The organism is Pseudomonas syringae (assembly GCF_001698815.1).
Classification (GTDB): domain Bacteria; phylum Pseudomonadota; class Gammaproteobacteria; order Pseudomonadales; family Pseudomonadaceae; genus Aquipseudomonas; species Aquipseudomonas syringae_A.
On the sequence record NZ_LGSI01000047.1, the window covers coordinates 102,412 to 118,531 of the forward strand.

The following is a 16,120-nucleotide window of genomic DNA, read 5'->3' on the forward strand; positions in this document are numbered from 1 at the left end:
GGCTGGCCGCGTCGAACTGCATGGCCAGGGTGGAGAATAGCCACATCCCCAGCAACCCGCGCCCCAACGGCGTATCACGACCGCGCCAGCCTTCGCGCAGAACCGCCAGCCAGACCACCGCCCAGAGCAGCATTCCAGGGACACCCAGCTGAATGGCCGTGTGGGTGAACAGATTGTGCGAGTGATCAAAACGCAGGCCGTCGGCGACCACCACATCGTAAGGCGCTCCCAGACCGATACCGATCCATGGATGCAGGCTGATCATCTTGACTGCAGCGACAAATATTTCGGGACGATACGATGAGCCACGCGCCATCATCAGCGGTTCAAGCAGCCAGAAGCCGATGGCCGCCAGCAACACCGCTGCGGCAGCGACCAAATAGGCGCGCCGATCGCGGCACCAGATCGGCATCGCCACCACGGTAAAGAACAACGCCAGCGCGGCGCCGCGACTCTGGGACAGCACGACAAACCCGCCGGTCAGCGCCAAGGCCAGCAACCAGAGCCCTTGCAGTGGCAACCGTTTCGGCGGCCACATCAACATCCAGATAGCGGCAAGCCCGACCACATAAGCGCCGAGAATCGGGTGGGACAGTTCACCAATGCCTTCCAGACGCGCATGCCAAAGGTTATGACGGATGCCGAAGAACTCGATCATCGACACCAGCGCGGCCAGCGCCATGCCGATCCCCGCCCACTGCATCAGGCGAATCACCCGGTCCGGTCGGGCATCGGCCAGGATCGGGAAAAACAGCACGAACAGGCCGATGTACAACATGCGTTTGAATTCGCGACCCGGTTCCTCGGCATGTGACCAATAAAGACTGATGGTCGACCAGAGCCCGAGCAGCAACAAAGAGACACACAGGATACGCTGCTGACGCCAGAACTCGCCCAGCCGCGCACGCGCCGACCACGCCAGTACCAGGCCGGGCACCCAGATCAATGCCACGAGGCCTTGCTGGTAAATCTTGTTGGAGGGAGCGAAGGCAATTGCCAGCAAAAACCACAGCAGCCCGGCGGATAACCAGACTTGTGCCCAACGGCGTGCGTACATCCTGACTCCTAATTTTCAGACCAGACCAGCCCGGCATGGTGCAAGCGGCAACTTTTCGGCATCATTGCGCGTCAATCCGCTCGCATTCCAACAAGGCTTTCTACTGATGCAATGCTTACGGCTCTCAAAGGCCGCTTTAAATCAAATGATCGTCGGCGCCAAAGTGCTGGAGGCCGACAGCTATGGCGCGAAAGTGTACATGTTGCAGGATGGCAAAATCCTTAAACTGTTCCGCCGCAAGCGATGGTTTTCATCGGCACTGCTGCGCCCCTATTCGAAACGCTTCATCGATAACGCGGCAAAGCTTGAGAAACTGGGGGTTCCAACCCTCAAGGTGACGCATTTCTACACCCTCGACAAACCCGGCATGACGGCGGTTCTGTATCGCCCGTTGCCGGGTGAAACCCTGCGACAGCTGGCCCGCCAGCCAGGTTTCAGCTGGCAGCAGCAGCTCCCGGCGCTTATCGAGCTGGTGCGCAGTCTGCATCAATCGGGGATTTATTTCAGATCGTTGCACTTGGGGAATATCGTCGTCACGCCGGAAGAAAAGCTGGGCCTGATCGATGTGGCCGATATGCGCTTCTTCAAGGCTCCGCTTTCCGAGCGCCTGATCAAGCGCAACGTTCAGCATTTCTCCAGCTATATCAAGCGTGAGAACCTGGGCGATGAATTCCCTCTGCAAGCGCTGGAACAGGCATTGCTCGCAGCCTGAAACACTTGCGGCGTCGATTCAGTGGGTCGACAGCAGCACCCGGGAATCCTCGCAGAAGCGTTCCCAGGCCGCTGCTGGTGCAAGGGCCTGGAACTGAGAGGCGGAAACATTGGCGCCGTCCTGTGCAACCAACGTTCCGATGGCTTTGACCCACGCGGCCACATCGGCGACCGGCACATAATAGCCAGCGTCGCCCAACTGCTCGCGAAACACCTCAAGATCGCTGACCAGCACCGGCACGCCGGCAATGACCGCCTCTTGCAAAACCAGACCCAGGCCTTCTTCCCGGGAAGGAATCACCACCCAGTCGAAACCGCGATACAACTTGGCCAGGCCTGGCTTGTGGCCCGGCATGAACACCTTGCCGGTCAAACCCAGCTGTTTGACCTTGCGCTCAAGCGCGCCGCGATCAGGCCCTTCGCCAATGATCACCAGATTGAGATCGGGATGGCGCGGCAGCGATTGCGCGAAGGCGTCCAGCAAATAGTCGAAGCCCTTATCGGGAACCAGTCGCCCCACGGCACCGAGCACGCGAATGCCATCTACGGGCAAGTCCAGAACCTTGCGCGCCTGTTTGCGGTCCAGCAGCCGAATACAAAACGCTTCTGGCTCAAGTGCGCTGCGCAGCGCCTGCACTGGCAGTTTCAGATCCTCCTGCAACGCTACGGCCAGGGTTTGCGAGACGGCAGCCAGCGTCAGGCGCTCGGCCGGGAATTGACGAAACAGGGAGCGGTGTTGCTCGCGCAAGCGTGTGGCACCGTGGAAAACCACGACGGCGCGTACGCCCGGCATGTTTTTCAGGATAGGCAGCATCACCCGGGCGACGCCCAGGCCATCCAGCAAGACGACTTTCGCGCCGCTTTCCAGCAGCGCTTTGCGTAACCGTGCATGCATCCATGGCTTGAGCAAACGCCAGACGTGCCGTTCTTTAAGCAACCGTGACGAAAGCCGCCATTCGCGGGCGTCTTTTACAGGCTCGGAACAGTCGCTGATGTCTCCTTGGAGAAACCAGGTCTTGATCTCGATGCTCGGATCGAGTTGCGAGACAATCTGCTGATGCACCTTATGAACCGAGGAAAACGGCGAGCCGCTGGCCCACATCACGTTAATGATGCTCATCTGGTGTTGAGCCCCAATGCAGGCAAGCCAACATCCATCAAGGCGCGATCAATTATTGGTAAAGCCAATGCACACTCCAGACGGCAGCGTAAGCCCAGGTATTCACTCGTCCCGGTGAGCAATGCAACAGTGTGCGAGGCCGACGAGGGTACCCAGTGAAACCTGAAATAATAGGTATAAGCACAACACAAACAACACGCTGCATTAACAATCCGCAAGCAGGATCGTGCCTGAATTCAGAAGCCCAGCGTCGTCCGCAGGCGCTCAAACCACTTCAAAGGTGAGGGCGTTCGAAGCGCAGGCTCAAGCTCTTTGACAATACGTTGGCCAATCGTTGCAAAACTGAATTGCGACATTGCCAGATTACGGCCGTTGACGGCAATACGCGCCGCCAATTCGGGATCACCACGCAGTACGGCCAGCTTCCCCTGCAATTGCGCAATGCTGTTGTAGAACACCACGTTTTCCATATCCTGCAGACCCAAGGCGCGATTTTCGCCTTCACCTTGATCATAGGCCAGCAACACGCAGCCGCAGGCCATGGCCTCGAAATTCTTGATCATGTACTCGCCCATGCCGACATCGGCACTGACGAAAAAACGAATCCGGTTGAGCGTATCGCAGTACTCTTCGCCCGACTTGGTGCGCGTCACCACCAGGTTTTCCACCTGGCCCAACTCGTCCAGCAACGCCTTGCGCCCGCTGTACGCCACGCTGTTGGTACTGCCGACGAAGGCCAGCTCGATATCGCGCTCGCGCCCCTGATCCTGCAACAGGCTCTGGTCATAACCTTTGGGCACGAACACCGCGTCGAAACCTTCAGCCCGCAAACGCTCGCTCACTATAAACCCGGAGCAGATCACTCGTACCCACGGCAGCTTCCGATAATGGGCGCTGAATTTTCCGGTGTACTTGCAGGAAATGTAGTTCTGATAAGCATCGTGTTCGAGGATCACCAGATTGGGCACTGTGCGAATGAAAGCAACCTGACGGATTTCCTGTTTGAAGCGCAGGAAAAAGACGATGCGGTCGTACTGCGTAACATCCACTTCGCGCCGAAAGTAAGCCCGCAGATTTCTCTGCTCGGCGGACGTCAACCAGCGCAGATCACACTCGCAGTGCGCGGCGATGCCTTCATACAAGCGATCCAGAATGGCTCGTTGTTCTTTCTGGACCAGAAGTAGAACTTTCATTATTTTCCTTGAACCGCAGCCTGCTGAATCAGATGTCCTTGCGCCAGAACAGCTCATGGCGGCGAACAGCCTTTCTGTAGAATTCGTTTTCACCCTCTGCCGGCCAGCGTCGGCCAGCCAACGCACCTTGCAACCAGCGCCGCACTTTGCGCTTGAGCGGCATTGGCGGTTGCAGGTCGTGCATCATACCCAGCGCCATGGCTTTGTCGCGCTGCTGTGCGACAGTCAATTGCAGGCTGTAAGGCGTCAGTTGCAACTCGGCGTCAAAAACCGGCGGCAAACTGATGCCGCTATAGGCGTCGCCCATCGGCCAGCGATCATTGTCATGCAGATGATTGGCGTAGCCCAGAATCACCTGTGGCTGCCATTCCAGACCTTGCAACGCTTCGAGCACCGCAGCCTGGGCGCAGATATGGTCCGGATGAGGATCAATCGCCGGATGGGGCATCACCAGCACCTCGGGTCGAGCACGCAAGAGCAGTGCCCGCAGATCAGCAAGCAGGTTATTCCAGGTCGGCGCACCGTCCACATCACCGGGTAACGGCAACAAATTGAACTGACGAAACAGCCGGGTATCGCTCAGATCGGCCTCGCGCGACGCCACGGGCTGATCTGGCGCAGCCTGCATCGCCGGCAGTTGCAGACAGAAATAGCCGAGCTGCACGCACTGTGCTTCTGGAACGCCGCCCCAACGTGGCACGGCGATGCTGTCCCAGGCACGCAGCCGGCCCTTGATTCGCGCGGCTTCGGCCCGGTCCATGCCCATCTGTTGATAATGCTCGGCTTCGATTTCACCTGCGGTCAGCGTCACGATCCAGGCATCCTGCGCCTGACTGTACAAACCGAACGCCGCCAGCTCAGCATCGTCGGCATGAGGCGCGATCACCATGACTTTTTGCTGGCGGGCATCTGGATGACGAAACACCCAAAGCCGGGGGGTGCCGTGAAGACGACAGAAACGACCTTGCAGACGTAACGAGCCGTTGGCCAGCGCAGCGCCAAGCCCAGTGAGATTCAGATAACGCACGCCGTTTACGCCACGTTCGAAAGCCTGGCAGTCCGCAACTTCAGTACCCAGCATTTCAACGACCGGATCCAGAAAACGTCCGAGCCAGGTGCTTTTGAGTTTTATCGCCAGGATCAGGGTTTCATCGCCAGACAGCCGCAGGGGCGCGTCGATGCGCAGCTGTTCCCCGTCCAGGCTGACGCCTGCAACTTCGGCATCGACCGGAAAGTTGTACTGATAATCGTCTCGAGGCGAGTAAAACAAGTGATCGGCAAACCAGGCTTCGTGAGCGATCCAGCCGACCAACGCCAGCAGCAGCGGCAACCACCACGCCACCAGTACGCCGACGACAATCAGCAACAGCAAGCCGATCAACAGCGCCACACGCTTGTTACGGCGATGGCGCTTGAGCAATTGCTGTTTACGGCTCAAATCTGGAATACCGGCACGGGGTTGCACCAACGATCCTTGTACTCGCGGTCGGCACGACCGAACGAGAAACGCAGCGGTTTGCCCAACGCGCGGGCATCTTCCCAGGCGCTTTGGGTGTTGAGAAAACTCAGCACGCTGCCGGGGCTGAAGTCCCGGGTTTCGGGGTCGACGCCACCGTTGACGTACTCGACGCTGATCCACTCGGGTGCTTCGACGCGATACACCAACTGGATCGCGATGGGCGCGTCATTGAGAAACACCACCGAGCCGGTCAGGAATTCACGTAACAGCTCGATGACTTCGCTCATACGCTCAGCCCCCGTCGCCGGGAAACTCCAGCGGCGCTGGAACAGGTCGCAATACATGCGGGCCATTTCGGCACTGCTGAACTCGCTGACCGGACGCACGATGCCACCAGCTTCTTCCAGCAGTCGCAGTTCGCGGCGCTGGTTGTAGCGAAACTTTTTCGACAGCTCTTCCGGGGTTCGCGCCATCGCCAGGGATTCAGCCTGAGGCTTGAAGGTCGTGACACGGCCTTCATTCAGTGCCGACAGATAACGCCCGCGATGCCGTACGGGCACCTGCACATCGGCGGCAATCGGCAGGATCAATTCGGCATTGCCCAGATCGAACAGGCCTTTTTTGCCTCGGCTTTTCAGCACGTCCTTGGACAGCGCCAGTGAGCGGCCCCAGGTGGGAATCGCTGCCTTTATATCGCCGTCTTGCTCCCAACCCAGATAACGCACGGGAATTTCAGCCAGGCCGGCAAGGCGCTCGACCACCAAAGGATGCGTCGCCACGCTGCCACCGAAACGCTGCCAGGCCTGTTGATAAGCGTCGGCATCAATCTGGATCCAGCCACGCTCACGCCAGCCTCGCAATCGGTTGAGCATCAGGACTCCGCCGTCAGGCTGGTGACTTGCGGCAAACGCCAGAACACATCGCGCACGGCCTGATCGGAGAATCGCTCACGCAGGCGCAGCAACATCAAATCAGCACACGCCTGCCGTTGCTCGGCATCCAGCGCAGACAAGTGCAGCAGGCCTTGCGCCAAACGTTCGTCATCACCCAACGGGAACAGCACGCCGACGCCTTCGACCACTTCCTTGGCCCCGCCGCACGACGTGGCCAGCAGCGGCACGCCGGCCACCATGGCTTCCAGCAGAACCATGCCGAACGGTTCGTGGTCCGAGCTGAGGGCAAACAGGTCAAAGGCCTTGTAGTAACGACGCGCTTCCTGGACCTGCCCGAGGAACAGCACCTGGGAACCGATACCCAGTTCCAGCGCCAGCTCCTTGAGATCCTGCTCAAGCCGACCCTTGCCGAGAATCACCAATTGGCTGTTCGACGGCAGGTCAGGCAATGCCTTGGCGAAACCGCGCAGCAGCGTGGCCTGATCCTTGTCCGGATGCAGACGCCCGACATTGCCGACGATCCAGGCTGACGGCGACAGGCCCAATTCTTCACGAGCCTGTTCGGCGGAAAACTGGCTGGCCTGCAGTTGTTCGATATCGATGCGGTTATAAAGCGTCTGAATGCGTCCGGTCGGCCACTTCGGCAGGCTGTTGCGCATGTCATCGCGCACCGCATCGGACACACCGAGCAAGCTCAGGCGCCAACGGAAAATTTGCGCGAAGAGTTTGCGGCTGCGGCGTTGATAATCGCCAAACGCGTGGTGCACACCAATCACCGGCAAGCGTGTTGCCAGCAGGGCGATGTACACCGGTTTGAAGCGATGGGCGATGCAGAAGCTGAAATCCCGCGACGCAACGATCTTGCGCAGGTCGCGGATCGCACGGATTTTCAGGCCGCGAATGGCTTTGGAGCTGTGCTCCAGAAACAGCACTTCATCCGAGGCGCAGCCCGCCGCGACCTCGGCATCAGCGGCGCCGGTCAGGAATACCGTGGTGACACGATAGCCCTTGCCGGCGAACAGGCTGGCGTATTGCCGCGCGCAGTCCAGAAACGGTCCGTCATAGCCGTGACAGAACTGCAGCACATGGCGCTCAGCCGAGCGTGTCATAGGTTTCCACGCCGTCTTTGACCACCAGAATGTCTTCCATGATCAGGTATTCCAGGTCCGAGCCGAAGAACATGTTCAGCGCGTCGGTAGGCGAGCAGATCATCGGCTCACCGCGACGGTTCAGCGAGGTGTTCAGCGACACGCCGTTGCCGGTCAGGACTTCCAGAGCCTTCATCATGTCGTAGTAACGCGGGTTGTATTCGCGTTTCAGCACTTGGGCGCGGGAAGTGCCGTCTTCGTGGACGACTTCCGGCACGCGGGTTTTCCACTCTTCCGCCACTTCAAACGTGAAGGTCATGAACGGCGCCGGGTGATCGATTTTGATCATCTGTGGCGCGACGGTGTCGAGCATCGACGGGCAGAAAGGCCTCCAGCGCTCGCGGAACTTGATCTGATGGTTGATACGGTCAGCCACACCCGGGATGCTTGGGCAGCCAATGATCGAACGACCACCCAAGGCGCGCGGACCGAACTCCATCCGACCCTGGAACCAGGCCACCGGATTGCCTTCAACCATGATTTTGGCGATGCGCTCAGGGGTATTTTCGATCTGGCGCCATACCGGTTTGCTCGGGTGACGGGCGCAGGCAGCGATAACGTCTTCGTTGCTGTAGGACGGGCCGAGATAGACGTGTTCCATCTTCTCCACTGGCACGCCACGCGCATGGGACACATACGCCGCAGCGCCCACCGACGTGCCCGCGTCGCCGGAAGCCGGCTGCACGAACAGCTCTTTGACTTCAGGGCGCGCGATGATTTTCTGGTTCAGCTTGACGTTCAACGCACAGCCACCGGCGAAGGCAATCTTGCCGGTTTCCTTGAGGATGTCGCCCAGGTAGTGGTCCATCATCTGCAACGCCAGCTTCTCGAACAGCGCTTGCATGCTGGCGGCGTAATGGATGTACGGCTCGTCGGCCACGTCACCGACGCGTTTCGGGCCCAGCCACTCGATCAGTTTCGGCGAGAAGTAGAAGCCTTTGCCGTTCTCTTTATAGCGACGCAGGCCGATCACGTTGGCCAGCTCGGTGTTGATCACCAGTTCGCCATTCTCGAAGGTCGCCAGACGCGAGAAATCATACTTGCTGGCATCGCCATACGGCGCCATGCCCATGACCTTGAACTCGCCATCGAGCATTTCGAAACCGAGGAATTCGGTGATCGCGCCGTACAGGCCGCCGAGGGAATCCGGATCGAAGAATTCCTTGATCTTGTGGATCTTGCCGTTTTCGCCATAGCCGAAGAAGGTCGTGGCGTATTCACCCTTGCCGTCGATGCCCATGATCGCGGTTTTCTCTTGGAAACCGGAGCAGTGGTAAGCGCTGGAAGCGTGGGCCAGGTGGTGCTCCACCGGCTCGATCTTGATCTTTTTCGGATCGAAACCCAGTTGCTCAAGGCACCAGACGATCTTGTTACGATAGCGCTTGTAGCGACGGTTGCCCATCAGCAGCGCATCGAGCGCACGATCCGGGGCGTACCAGTAACGCTTGGCGTAATGCCAGCGCGCCTTGCCGAACAGGCTGATAGGCGCGAAGGGAATCGCCACCACATCCACATCCGAAGGCTTGATACCCGCCTGCTCAAGGCAGAACTTCGCCGACTCGTAGGGCATGCGGTTCTTTGCATGCTTATCGCGAACGAAGCGCTCTTCTTCAGCCGCCGCGACGAGCTTGCCGTCGATGTACAGGGCAGCGGAAGGATCATGGCTAAGGGCGCCGGACAGGCCAAGGATCGTCAATGCCACTAGGGTCTAGCCTCTTTAGTCTGCATGCAGGCGGCAGGCGCCTGAGAAAAATGTGTGCTCTCGCACGCGGGCGAGGAACAGCTAAAGCGCGGGATTATAGCGTAATGACAGGCGGATTTGCTTGTCAGTCCGCAAATCCCGTACACGTCACCTGACTGAGCGACGCACTGGTCCAGGCCGGCTTCGGGGTTGATAACGGTGCAAAGCAGCGCCTGACCGCTCGCCGTGGCGAAATTCACGACATTTATCGTAGGGCGTTTCCTAAAGGCCCTTTCGCGCATTGAGCGCACCCCACTCATCAGCCAATCTGCCGACCTCGCTCAGGGACCGGCGCAGGCACCTCGTGCTCAGCTTTCTGGATCCCGGCCCTTTATCTCGCCATCCAAGGCAAGGAGCCAGCAATGACCAACCCGTGCATCACACCTCGCGGCCATATGGCCAATCTGGTCGCCAACGCCCAAAGCGCTGATGCGCCCAACGTCGGCGGGGTGTGTCCGCTGATGATGCAGACGCTGCAACTGCTGCCGGTGCGCTATGGCGTGGTGGAGGATCTTGACCCGTCGGGCGAGCTGTCCATGCCGTATACATTGCAGTCGCGGCCGTTAGGGTTTCGTCTGCTGCGCGATGGCTTTTTGTACGTTATCGACAGTGCCACGGGCTGGCTTCACGAGTACCAAACCAGGGACGGCTCGGTTGTCGCCTTGCTGTTTAAAGGCAGCGAAGTGGCCACAGATCGGCGCACCGCTGTTGTGGAGGCTGATCCAGCGCTGGTGTTCTCCCGCGCCAGCGTGCTGCATGTCACCTATTCAGAGGTCCAGTGGACGGCGTTCAAATGCGCCCAGGTTGTGAAAGTTGCCGCCGAGCGTGAGTATTTCATGCAGCGCATCAGCTTCGAGGGCGTCGACTACGGCAAGGGCCAGGACCTGGTTGACGACACGCCCATGGCCGCCTGGCTGGCCGAAGCGTGTATGAGTCGAGCCCGGAAACCCGGTTACACCTCAGAACCTGCCGCTTACCCCTGGGAACATCCGCCGAAATATCGAAAAACCATCATCGAAGAACTCACCAGCCAGGTAACGGCTGCGCATAAACATGACTTTCTGTTTCTGGCGGTGCGCGATGACGTGGGCGTGATGCGCGATCTGGCCAATCATCAGAACCACGTCGTGGGGCAGATTCAGGCCTGGGCCGCAGAGGGGGAAATCGAGCGCGATTATTTGCTGGGCTGCTACATCGAATCCATCACGTTGATTGACGAAAACACGCTCAATGAGCGAGCCAAGCGTGACTGGACCTTGAGGGCACTGCTTGAGGATCTGGAATCGCTGCCCGAGCCCGAGCGCAGCCAAACGCGTAAAACCCTGCGCGAGGTGATGGGTGAGGATAATAGCCAGAATGCCAGCATCTATTTCAACAACGACGAGGTGCCCGCTGATTTGCAGATCCGGCTCGATCAGGCTAAACCGGACCGGCTGAGCATGGACGACGGGATCGAAACCCGGGCGCACACCATTCAGCAGTATCAGCTGGAGCAGAAATTCGTCGGCACCAGCCCCGAGTTCATCGCCGGCCATCGCAGCCTTCTCTGGAAGCTCTATCGCCAGATAGGCAAGCCCACCAAGGAGTTGCTGTACGGCGCCAAATTCGGCCAGCGCGGCATCAACGAACTGATTGATCGCCCGGTCATGGACGCGTTTTTGCAGCGGCAACGCGAGGTGCTGCGACCGCTGAATGATCTTTTGGAAAAAATCACTCAGGACCGCGTCGACCTGTTGATCAAGGACCGTCTGCATCGGGCCCTCTGGTATTACGACATCGAGGACAGCGCGCAGGTCGACCACGCGCTGCTCACCGAATACGACTGCCTCAAAGACATCTGCCGCAGCGACAGCGCGATGCAGCAAACCCTGGATTGGCTCAACGCCAACCCCGCCATGACCCGGCAGATGTGCTACGCCGCGCCCCGCAGTGCGCAAACCGAGCTGGGCGTGCAATTCGCCTACATCACCAATGCCGGCTGGCTGCTGATCAAGGACGCGCCCGAGTGGACAGAACGCCTCAAACAATGGGGCGCGGGCCTGGTGCTGAATACCGAACACCTGTCGGCGAGCACCCAGGTCAACGCCGCCGCAGCCTGGGGCACCCTGGCGCCCGCGCTGCAAATGGGCATGCAGCAAGCCGTGCAGGACTTTATGCAGAATCTGGACAAAGGCCAGATGCCGGACATCGAGGATCTGTTCCGACGCATGCCCAACGGTGCGGGCGTCGCCCTTCTGGATGCCGCCAGGCGCGAGGGCGTGACTTTTGTGGTCGGCAACGCAGAAGACGCCAGACACGCGAGCAATACAGTGGAAGAGGTGCTGGGCTTGCGCAGGCAACTGACGTCGACAAAAAGCGTCGCGCAACACCGCAAGGCCCAGGACAAATTCTGGCATTTGACCCCGCAGGCGCAATCCTTCAAGGACCGCGAGCACGTACTCAAACTCAGCCTGCAAGAGCAGGAAGCGCAACTCGCCCGTTTCATCAGCCCCATCGACGCGCTGCCCGAGGACGCAACGCATCTGCAAGCGGCCTCGTCGGGCAAGCCGGGATTGACCCTGGTATTTCCACCGCAACAGCACGCCCAAATGCGTTCGCTGCTGGAAAACTATAGGAACGGGGTGACGGTTGCGCCGAAGACCGGGTTGCTGGGGGATGGGGCTGGGTTGTTGGTGTTTGTGGCGCAGGTGGTGAATTTGGTGGTGGTGGGGAAGGAGGTGTTCTCGCGGCCAGAGAGTTCTAGAGAAATAGGGCCTTTATTGAATTCGGTGGCAGCAACCGTGGCAGCCGGATTCGGCGCAGCGCAAGGCATCGTCGATACAGCTCTCAGTGCTCATGCAACGGAACTCGGGAAAAACCTGAAGAAAGCAGAACTGATGGGCGTGCATGTGCAGATGGGCAAATTGCACATTAGCCTCGGAATGGTCGGTTATGCGGCAGGAATGTTTGCTGCTGGCATGAGCCTTCAAAGTTCCTATAACAATTGGCAGGACGCAGTGCGCAACGGCAATCGCGAAGCACAAGCCGGGGCGACCTTGAGCATGCTGGGCAATAGCGGTTTTATCGCCAGCAATGCCTACGGCGTGGGCCATACGGTGCAAGCCTTCAGGCATGTTCTCGCCGCCGAGGCTGGCTCTGCGGCGCGCACTGCCGCCTGGGCCGCCGCAGGCATTCGATTGTCCACGGTGTTTCTCCGCTTCAACCTGGTGGGGATTCTATTCACCGCGCTGGAGCTGTCCGGCACCTGGCTCTATAACCGCTATAACCTGAGCGCCCATGATCGTTGGCTGCTCAGCACTCCATGGGGCATGGACCCGGATCACCGCAAGTCGCTTCCCTTGCGCAAATACCAGAAAGCTTTGCGCGGCCATATCCAGGCACCGCATATGCAAGTCCTGCCCGCTACGGATGAGTCAGGAGCCGCTCAGCCCCGTCGTTTCCTGCTGCATTTTCCAACCCTGTCGGTTGCCGACCTAGCACAGCGGTTGGCCAGCGACGCCAGCAGTGTCTTACTTAATATTGGCGGTTATCGAGTGCTGCGCGAGCAAACCGACCGCGACCGCACACCAGCGTACTGGACACCGCTGGCGGAGGAGCTGGAAGATCGTCTGCTCATCAGACAAGACGCTCCGCTGATCGTCGAGTTATCGGATGTTCACAGCCTGCTCGGCTCCGCTTACCCGGAGCGCAGCGACATTGTCCTGTCGATTCAACTGGGGCACGCATTCCCCGATGGCCGATACGAAGCCAACCTGTATGACCTGCGCTTTCCCGTTACCGGTGAGACTGGCAATTTTCCCGCGCACACGATCACTCGTCAGAGCGAGGAGTGTCGCTACTTCGGCATCGACCCGGCGCTGATGCAGCAGGCGGATAACTGATGGCCACTGAAACCCCCGATGCACCGCCGCCGATTCATCACGCGCCGCATGCCGGCATGGTCGAGCGTTTTCCAACCGGTCAGGTGGTGTATTTGGCGCCGTTGCCACTGCCTACCGATCTGCCCGCTCAGGACTACGGTCATGCCGTAGGTGACGTGAATGACAGCTACCTGGACTTCGGTGTGGGCCTGCCTCCCGTTTTCGCTTGGCAGATGGGATTAGGTACCCCTTTCTGGGCTATCTGGTTTTTTGGTCTTTTTGCACCAGCGTTGGCTTGGTTGCTTGGGATTTTATATGGTGGCAGCGTGGAACAAGCTTTCAAGTTTGCTTTGCAGGTCATGCCCGAAGGACTGGAAATCGGCGGGTGGGGTGCCGCCGCCGTTCTCGCCATCTACCTCTTCATCACCTTCAACCACCTCGACAAATACAACGAGGTCGTCCCCACCCGCTTCAACCGCCAACGCCGCGAAGTCTGCTTTGTTCCCCGAGGCCACACCGAACCCATCTTCGTCCCATGGGAATCGCTGTCCGCCTGGGTTGTGCAGGCGCGCTCGGTCAACCAATACGGCCTGGATATCCGCTACGCCATGGGCGTCGGGTTTTATCATGCGCCTCACGATGAGCATTACAGCCTGGAGTTCTTTTGCAGTGGGTTTGATCTGGCGGTGTGCAACTGGGAGGCGATTCGCGCGTACATGGAATACGAGGTGCATACGCTCAAGGAAATCCAGGACCCGCTGGACCTGCAAAACCCCGGCGACCCACCTCACGAAGGTCTGCACACCTTTTATAACGCTCGGGAGCGCATGCGGCGGCGACGCAAAAACCGGGAAGTCGGATTTTTCTACCCGTTCTGGTGGTACCTGTACCACGTGCTGACCTTGTGGACCTTGCCCAACTACCTCACCGAATGGGAAATCCGCCGCATCAAAAGCATCGGCCGCGCCGTCGTGCCTGAAGCGATGCACAACTGGTCCGCACCCTTGCCGCCAGAACAATGGGCCAAACCCAGCGCCGAACTGCAACGTCTGAGCGAAGCCGTCAAAATCTTAAGGCAGCAAAGGCCGGAGCTGAACATTTTCACGCGCTTCACCGAAGTGCAGCGGCCTGATCGGAGGACCGCCTGATGAGCGCACCGTCACTGATTTATCGACTCAGCGAACAACACGCATCCAGCTCATTAAACACACTCCCGTGGGAGCGAGACTTGCCCGCGAAGAGGACGGTACGATCACTGATCTCTCCAAACCTGCAATATTGCCTTCGCGGGCAAGCCTCGCTCCAACGAAGTTCGTTCGTGATTTCAGCGCCCATGAATACTGCGCTCCGCAGCCAAGGTGGCAGCGCGGTTAACGCGTTGATGGGTTGTGAGTTCAGACCTGACTGTCAGCAATTCAAGAATATCCGGATGCTGTTCTAGAGCCTCATCGCCCAGAAAGCCGAATACGTTGGCGTACAACCAGATTTCCTGTTCGCTTTCAAATCCGTCTGCGATAGCCGATCCGGCCAGCTGATGGATATGGTCGAGGCGTCGTTCGGGAGTTAAATCTGCGCGGTATCCAGGGAAGAAGCGTTGCATGTGCTGATAAAGCGCTCTCATGGACTTGGCAAAAGTCACTGCTTTCAGAGCCGTCCATTGCGCCTCGCTCGTCATGAACGGTTTGTCGTACTTGGGGATCGGCTTTTCACTGGCTCGTTTGAATTGCGTCCATCCTTCAAGCGGCGCATTGGCGACGATGACCTGCTGACATGGGCCGAATAACTCCACGGCGGGATAGTGCTCGGCAGCAAACAGGGCCTGAGCCACGGCAGGATCGGAAATGCGCAGGAACATCTCTTCGTCCTGTGGCGGTTGAAAACTGGTCAGCCAACGCATATGCGTCAACAGCTCGCCCCATGTGCCGTCACTGACCAACAAATACCCCCAGAGCTTTGCGGTGCTGGCCAGAAACTGCACAAGAACCGGATCATCCTGATCGCGCAGATGGATCAGGCACGGAGAGATTCGACTGAGTTCATCCCACTGTGTGCCGTCGTAAAGCAAATGCACCTGAGGTGCGTCGGACCACTCATACAACCGCTGAACCAGATCCTGGACTTGCAGGGCGTCCAGCAGGAGCCCGACAGTTTGATCCCAAGGAAAATCGTCGGACAATTGAGTGACAGGCGACATTAATGGTTTGCTCATACCGGCTCCTGCCTTGCTTCGGCGCACCGACGACAAAATGGGGCACCTCCTTCAATAGCCTTGAGTTGTTTGGACGGAATCAAGGACGGTATCCCGGGCGCTGCTGCCTTTGCGATCAGGGCCGTTGGCAACCCCGGCACCGCTGGTATCCCCGGCATCGGCACACCGCCCAGCAAAATCGGCACGCTGGTGAAGATTCCCGCAGGCGTAATCGAAATCCAGTGCCCGCCCGCCTTGATCGTCGCGGTCATGCCCGCATCAGTGACGATGTTCATCTTCGAATTCAGGTGCACCTGCCCCGCCGCACTGACCAGATGATTCGCCGCGCTGATGTGCTGATTGCCCACCACCGTCAGGGAATCATCCGCCAGCACCTGCGTCTTGCGCGCGCCGAGGGTCAGGTGATGTTCTTCGCCTTGCAGTTCATGACTGGACAGCCCGGTGACGAGGACGCTGCGCTGGTTGTCGACCTGGATCGACTGGTCGTTGAGGACATGCTCTTTCCAGTCGCGTTGGGCGCGGATGGCGATTTCTTCCTGGCCCTGGCGGTCCTCGATGCGCAGTTCGTTATAACCACCGCCGCCGGGGCTGCTGTGGGTCTTGAGCAGGGTCTGGGTTTTCTGCGCGGGCAGGTCCAGCGGCACACGGGTGCTGGCGTTGGGCAGGCAGGCCTGCACGTAAGGCTGGTCGGGATCGGCCTCGAAGTAGCCGACCACCACTTCCATGCCG

General features: G+C 59.2%; 11 protein-coding genes and 1 pseudogene. 3 read left to right on the forward strand and 9 right to left on the reverse strand.

Annotated features, from left to right (window positions below; all coding sequences use genetic code 11):
- Positions 1 to 130 precede the first annotated feature (130 nt).
- A pseudogene (locus tag AFK24_RS31905) lies at positions 131 to 1,057 on the reverse strand (O-antigen ligase family protein); the annotation flags it as partial.
- 106 nt (positions 1,058 to 1,163) lie between these two features.
- Here AFK24_RS31905 and AFK24_RS14855 point away from each other — a divergent pair.
- Positions 1,164 to 1,769 (forward strand): serine/threonine-protein kinase, encoded by a 606-nt coding sequence (locus tag AFK24_RS14855; RefSeq protein WP_065833921.1) that lies wholly within the window; start codon positions 1,164 to 1,166, stop codon positions 1,767 to 1,769.
- A gap of 18 nt (positions 1,770 to 1,787) precedes the next feature.
- On the opposite strand, the gene AFK24_RS14860 is transcribed toward AFK24_RS14855, so the two are convergent.
- From AFK24_RS14860 to AFK24_RS14885, 6 genes are all read right to left on the reverse strand, one after another.
- On the reverse strand, positions 1,788 to 2,888 hold the full coding sequence (locus tag AFK24_RS14860) for a glycosyltransferase (RefSeq protein ID WP_065833922.1): 1,101 nt from the start codon (positions 2,886 to 2,888) through the stop codon (positions 1,788 to 1,790).
- Between the two features lie 236 nt (positions 2,889 to 3,124).
- Entirely contained in the window at positions 3,125 to 4,081 is a 957-nt protein-coding gene (locus AFK24_RS14865) for a glycosyltransferase family protein (RefSeq protein ID WP_065833923.1), read from the reverse strand.
- A 28-nt stretch (positions 4,082 to 4,109) separates the two neighbouring features.
- Positions 4,110 to 5,519, reverse strand: a complete 1,410-nt coding sequence (locus tag AFK24_RS14870; protein ID WP_065833924.1) for a PIG-L deacetylase family protein — start codon at positions 5,517 to 5,519, stop codon at positions 4,110 to 4,112.
- The gene (locus AFK24_RS14875; RefSeq protein WP_065833925.1) at positions 5,516 to 6,412 is read right to left on the reverse strand and encodes an antimicrobial resistance protein Mig-14; all 897 of its coding nucleotides are present in this window, start codon (positions 6,410 to 6,412) and stop codon (positions 5,516 to 5,518) included. The genes AFK24_RS14870 and AFK24_RS14875 overlap by 4 nt, the downstream gene beginning before the upstream one ends.
- A complete protein-coding gene (locus AFK24_RS14880) occupies positions 6,412 to 7,542 on the reverse strand; it encodes a glycosyltransferase (RefSeq protein ID WP_065833926.1) in 1,131 nt (376 codons plus the stop codon). Before AFK24_RS14880 ends, AFK24_RS14875 begins: the two co-directional genes overlap by 1 nt.
- The gene (locus tag AFK24_RS14885) at positions 7,526 to 9,283 is read right to left on the reverse strand and encodes a carbamoyltransferase family protein (RefSeq protein ID WP_065833927.1); all 1,758 of its coding nucleotides are present in this window, start codon (positions 9,281 to 9,283) and stop codon (positions 7,526 to 7,528) included. The genes AFK24_RS14880 and AFK24_RS14885 overlap by 17 nt, the downstream gene beginning before the upstream one ends.
- 401 nt (positions 9,284 to 9,684) lie before the next feature.
- Here AFK24_RS14885 and AFK24_RS14890 point away from each other — a divergent pair, with 401 nt between their 5' ends.
- The gene (locus AFK24_RS14890; protein WP_065833928.1) at positions 9,685 to 13,203 is read left to right on the forward strand and encodes a toxin VasX; all 3,519 of its coding nucleotides are present in this window, start codon (positions 9,685 to 9,687) and stop codon (positions 13,201 to 13,203) included.
- Complete coding sequence (locus AFK24_RS14895) at positions 13,203 to 14,330, forward strand: hypothetical protein (protein WP_065833929.1); 1,128 nt, start codon at positions 13,203 to 13,205, stop codon at positions 14,328 to 14,330. The genes AFK24_RS14890 and AFK24_RS14895 overlap by 1 nt, the downstream gene beginning before the upstream one ends.
- 176 nt (positions 14,331 to 14,506) lie before the next feature.
- Here the strand turns inward: AFK24_RS14895 and AFK24_RS14900 are convergent, their stop codons facing one another.
- Positions 14,507 to 15,391: a DUF4123 domain-containing protein gene (locus AFK24_RS14900; protein ID WP_065833930.1), complete on the reverse strand. Its 885-nt coding sequence runs from the start codon at positions 15,389 to 15,391 to the stop codon at positions 14,507 to 14,509.
- A partial coding sequence (locus tag AFK24_RS31190; RefSeq protein ID WP_430962162.1) for a bacteriophage T4 gp5 trimerisation domain-containing protein occupies positions 15,388 to 16,120 on the reverse strand: 733 nt, incomplete at its 5' end. The genes AFK24_RS14900 and AFK24_RS31190, both read right to left, overlap by 4 nt.

Bases quoted from the DNA above. Each gene is read 5' to 3' on its own strand.
- AFK24_RS14855 (WP_065833921.1), top strand. From the start codon at position 1,164: ATGCAATGCTTACGGCTCTCAAAGGCCGCTTTAAATCAAATGATCGTC.
- AFK24_RS14860 (WP_065833922.1), bottom strand. From the start codon at position 2,888: ATGAGCATCATTAACGTGATGTGGGCCAGCGGCTCGCCGTTTTCCTCG.
- AFK24_RS14865 (WP_065833923.1), bottom strand. From the start codon at position 4,081: ATGAAAGTTCTACTTCTGGTCCAGAAAGAACAACGAGCCATTCTGGAT.
- AFK24_RS14875 (WP_065833925.1), bottom strand. From the start codon at position 6,412: ATGCTCAACCGATTGCGAGGCTGGCGTGAGCGTGGCTGGATCCAGATT.
- AFK24_RS14880 (WP_065833926.1), bottom strand. From the start codon at position 7,542: ATGACACGCTCGGCTGAGCGCCATGTGCTGCAGTTCTGTCACGGCTAT.
- AFK24_RS14890 (WP_065833928.1), top strand. From the start codon at position 9,685: ATGACCAACCCGTGCATCACACCTCGCGGCCATATGGCCAATCTGGTC.
- AFK24_RS14895 (WP_065833929.1), top strand. From the start codon at position 13,203: ATGGCCACTGAAACCCCCGATGCACCGCCGCCGATTCATCACGCGCCG.
- AFK24_RS14900 (WP_065833930.1), bottom strand. From the start codon at position 15,391: ATGAGCAAACCATTAATGTCGCCTGTCACTCAATTGTCCGACGATTTT.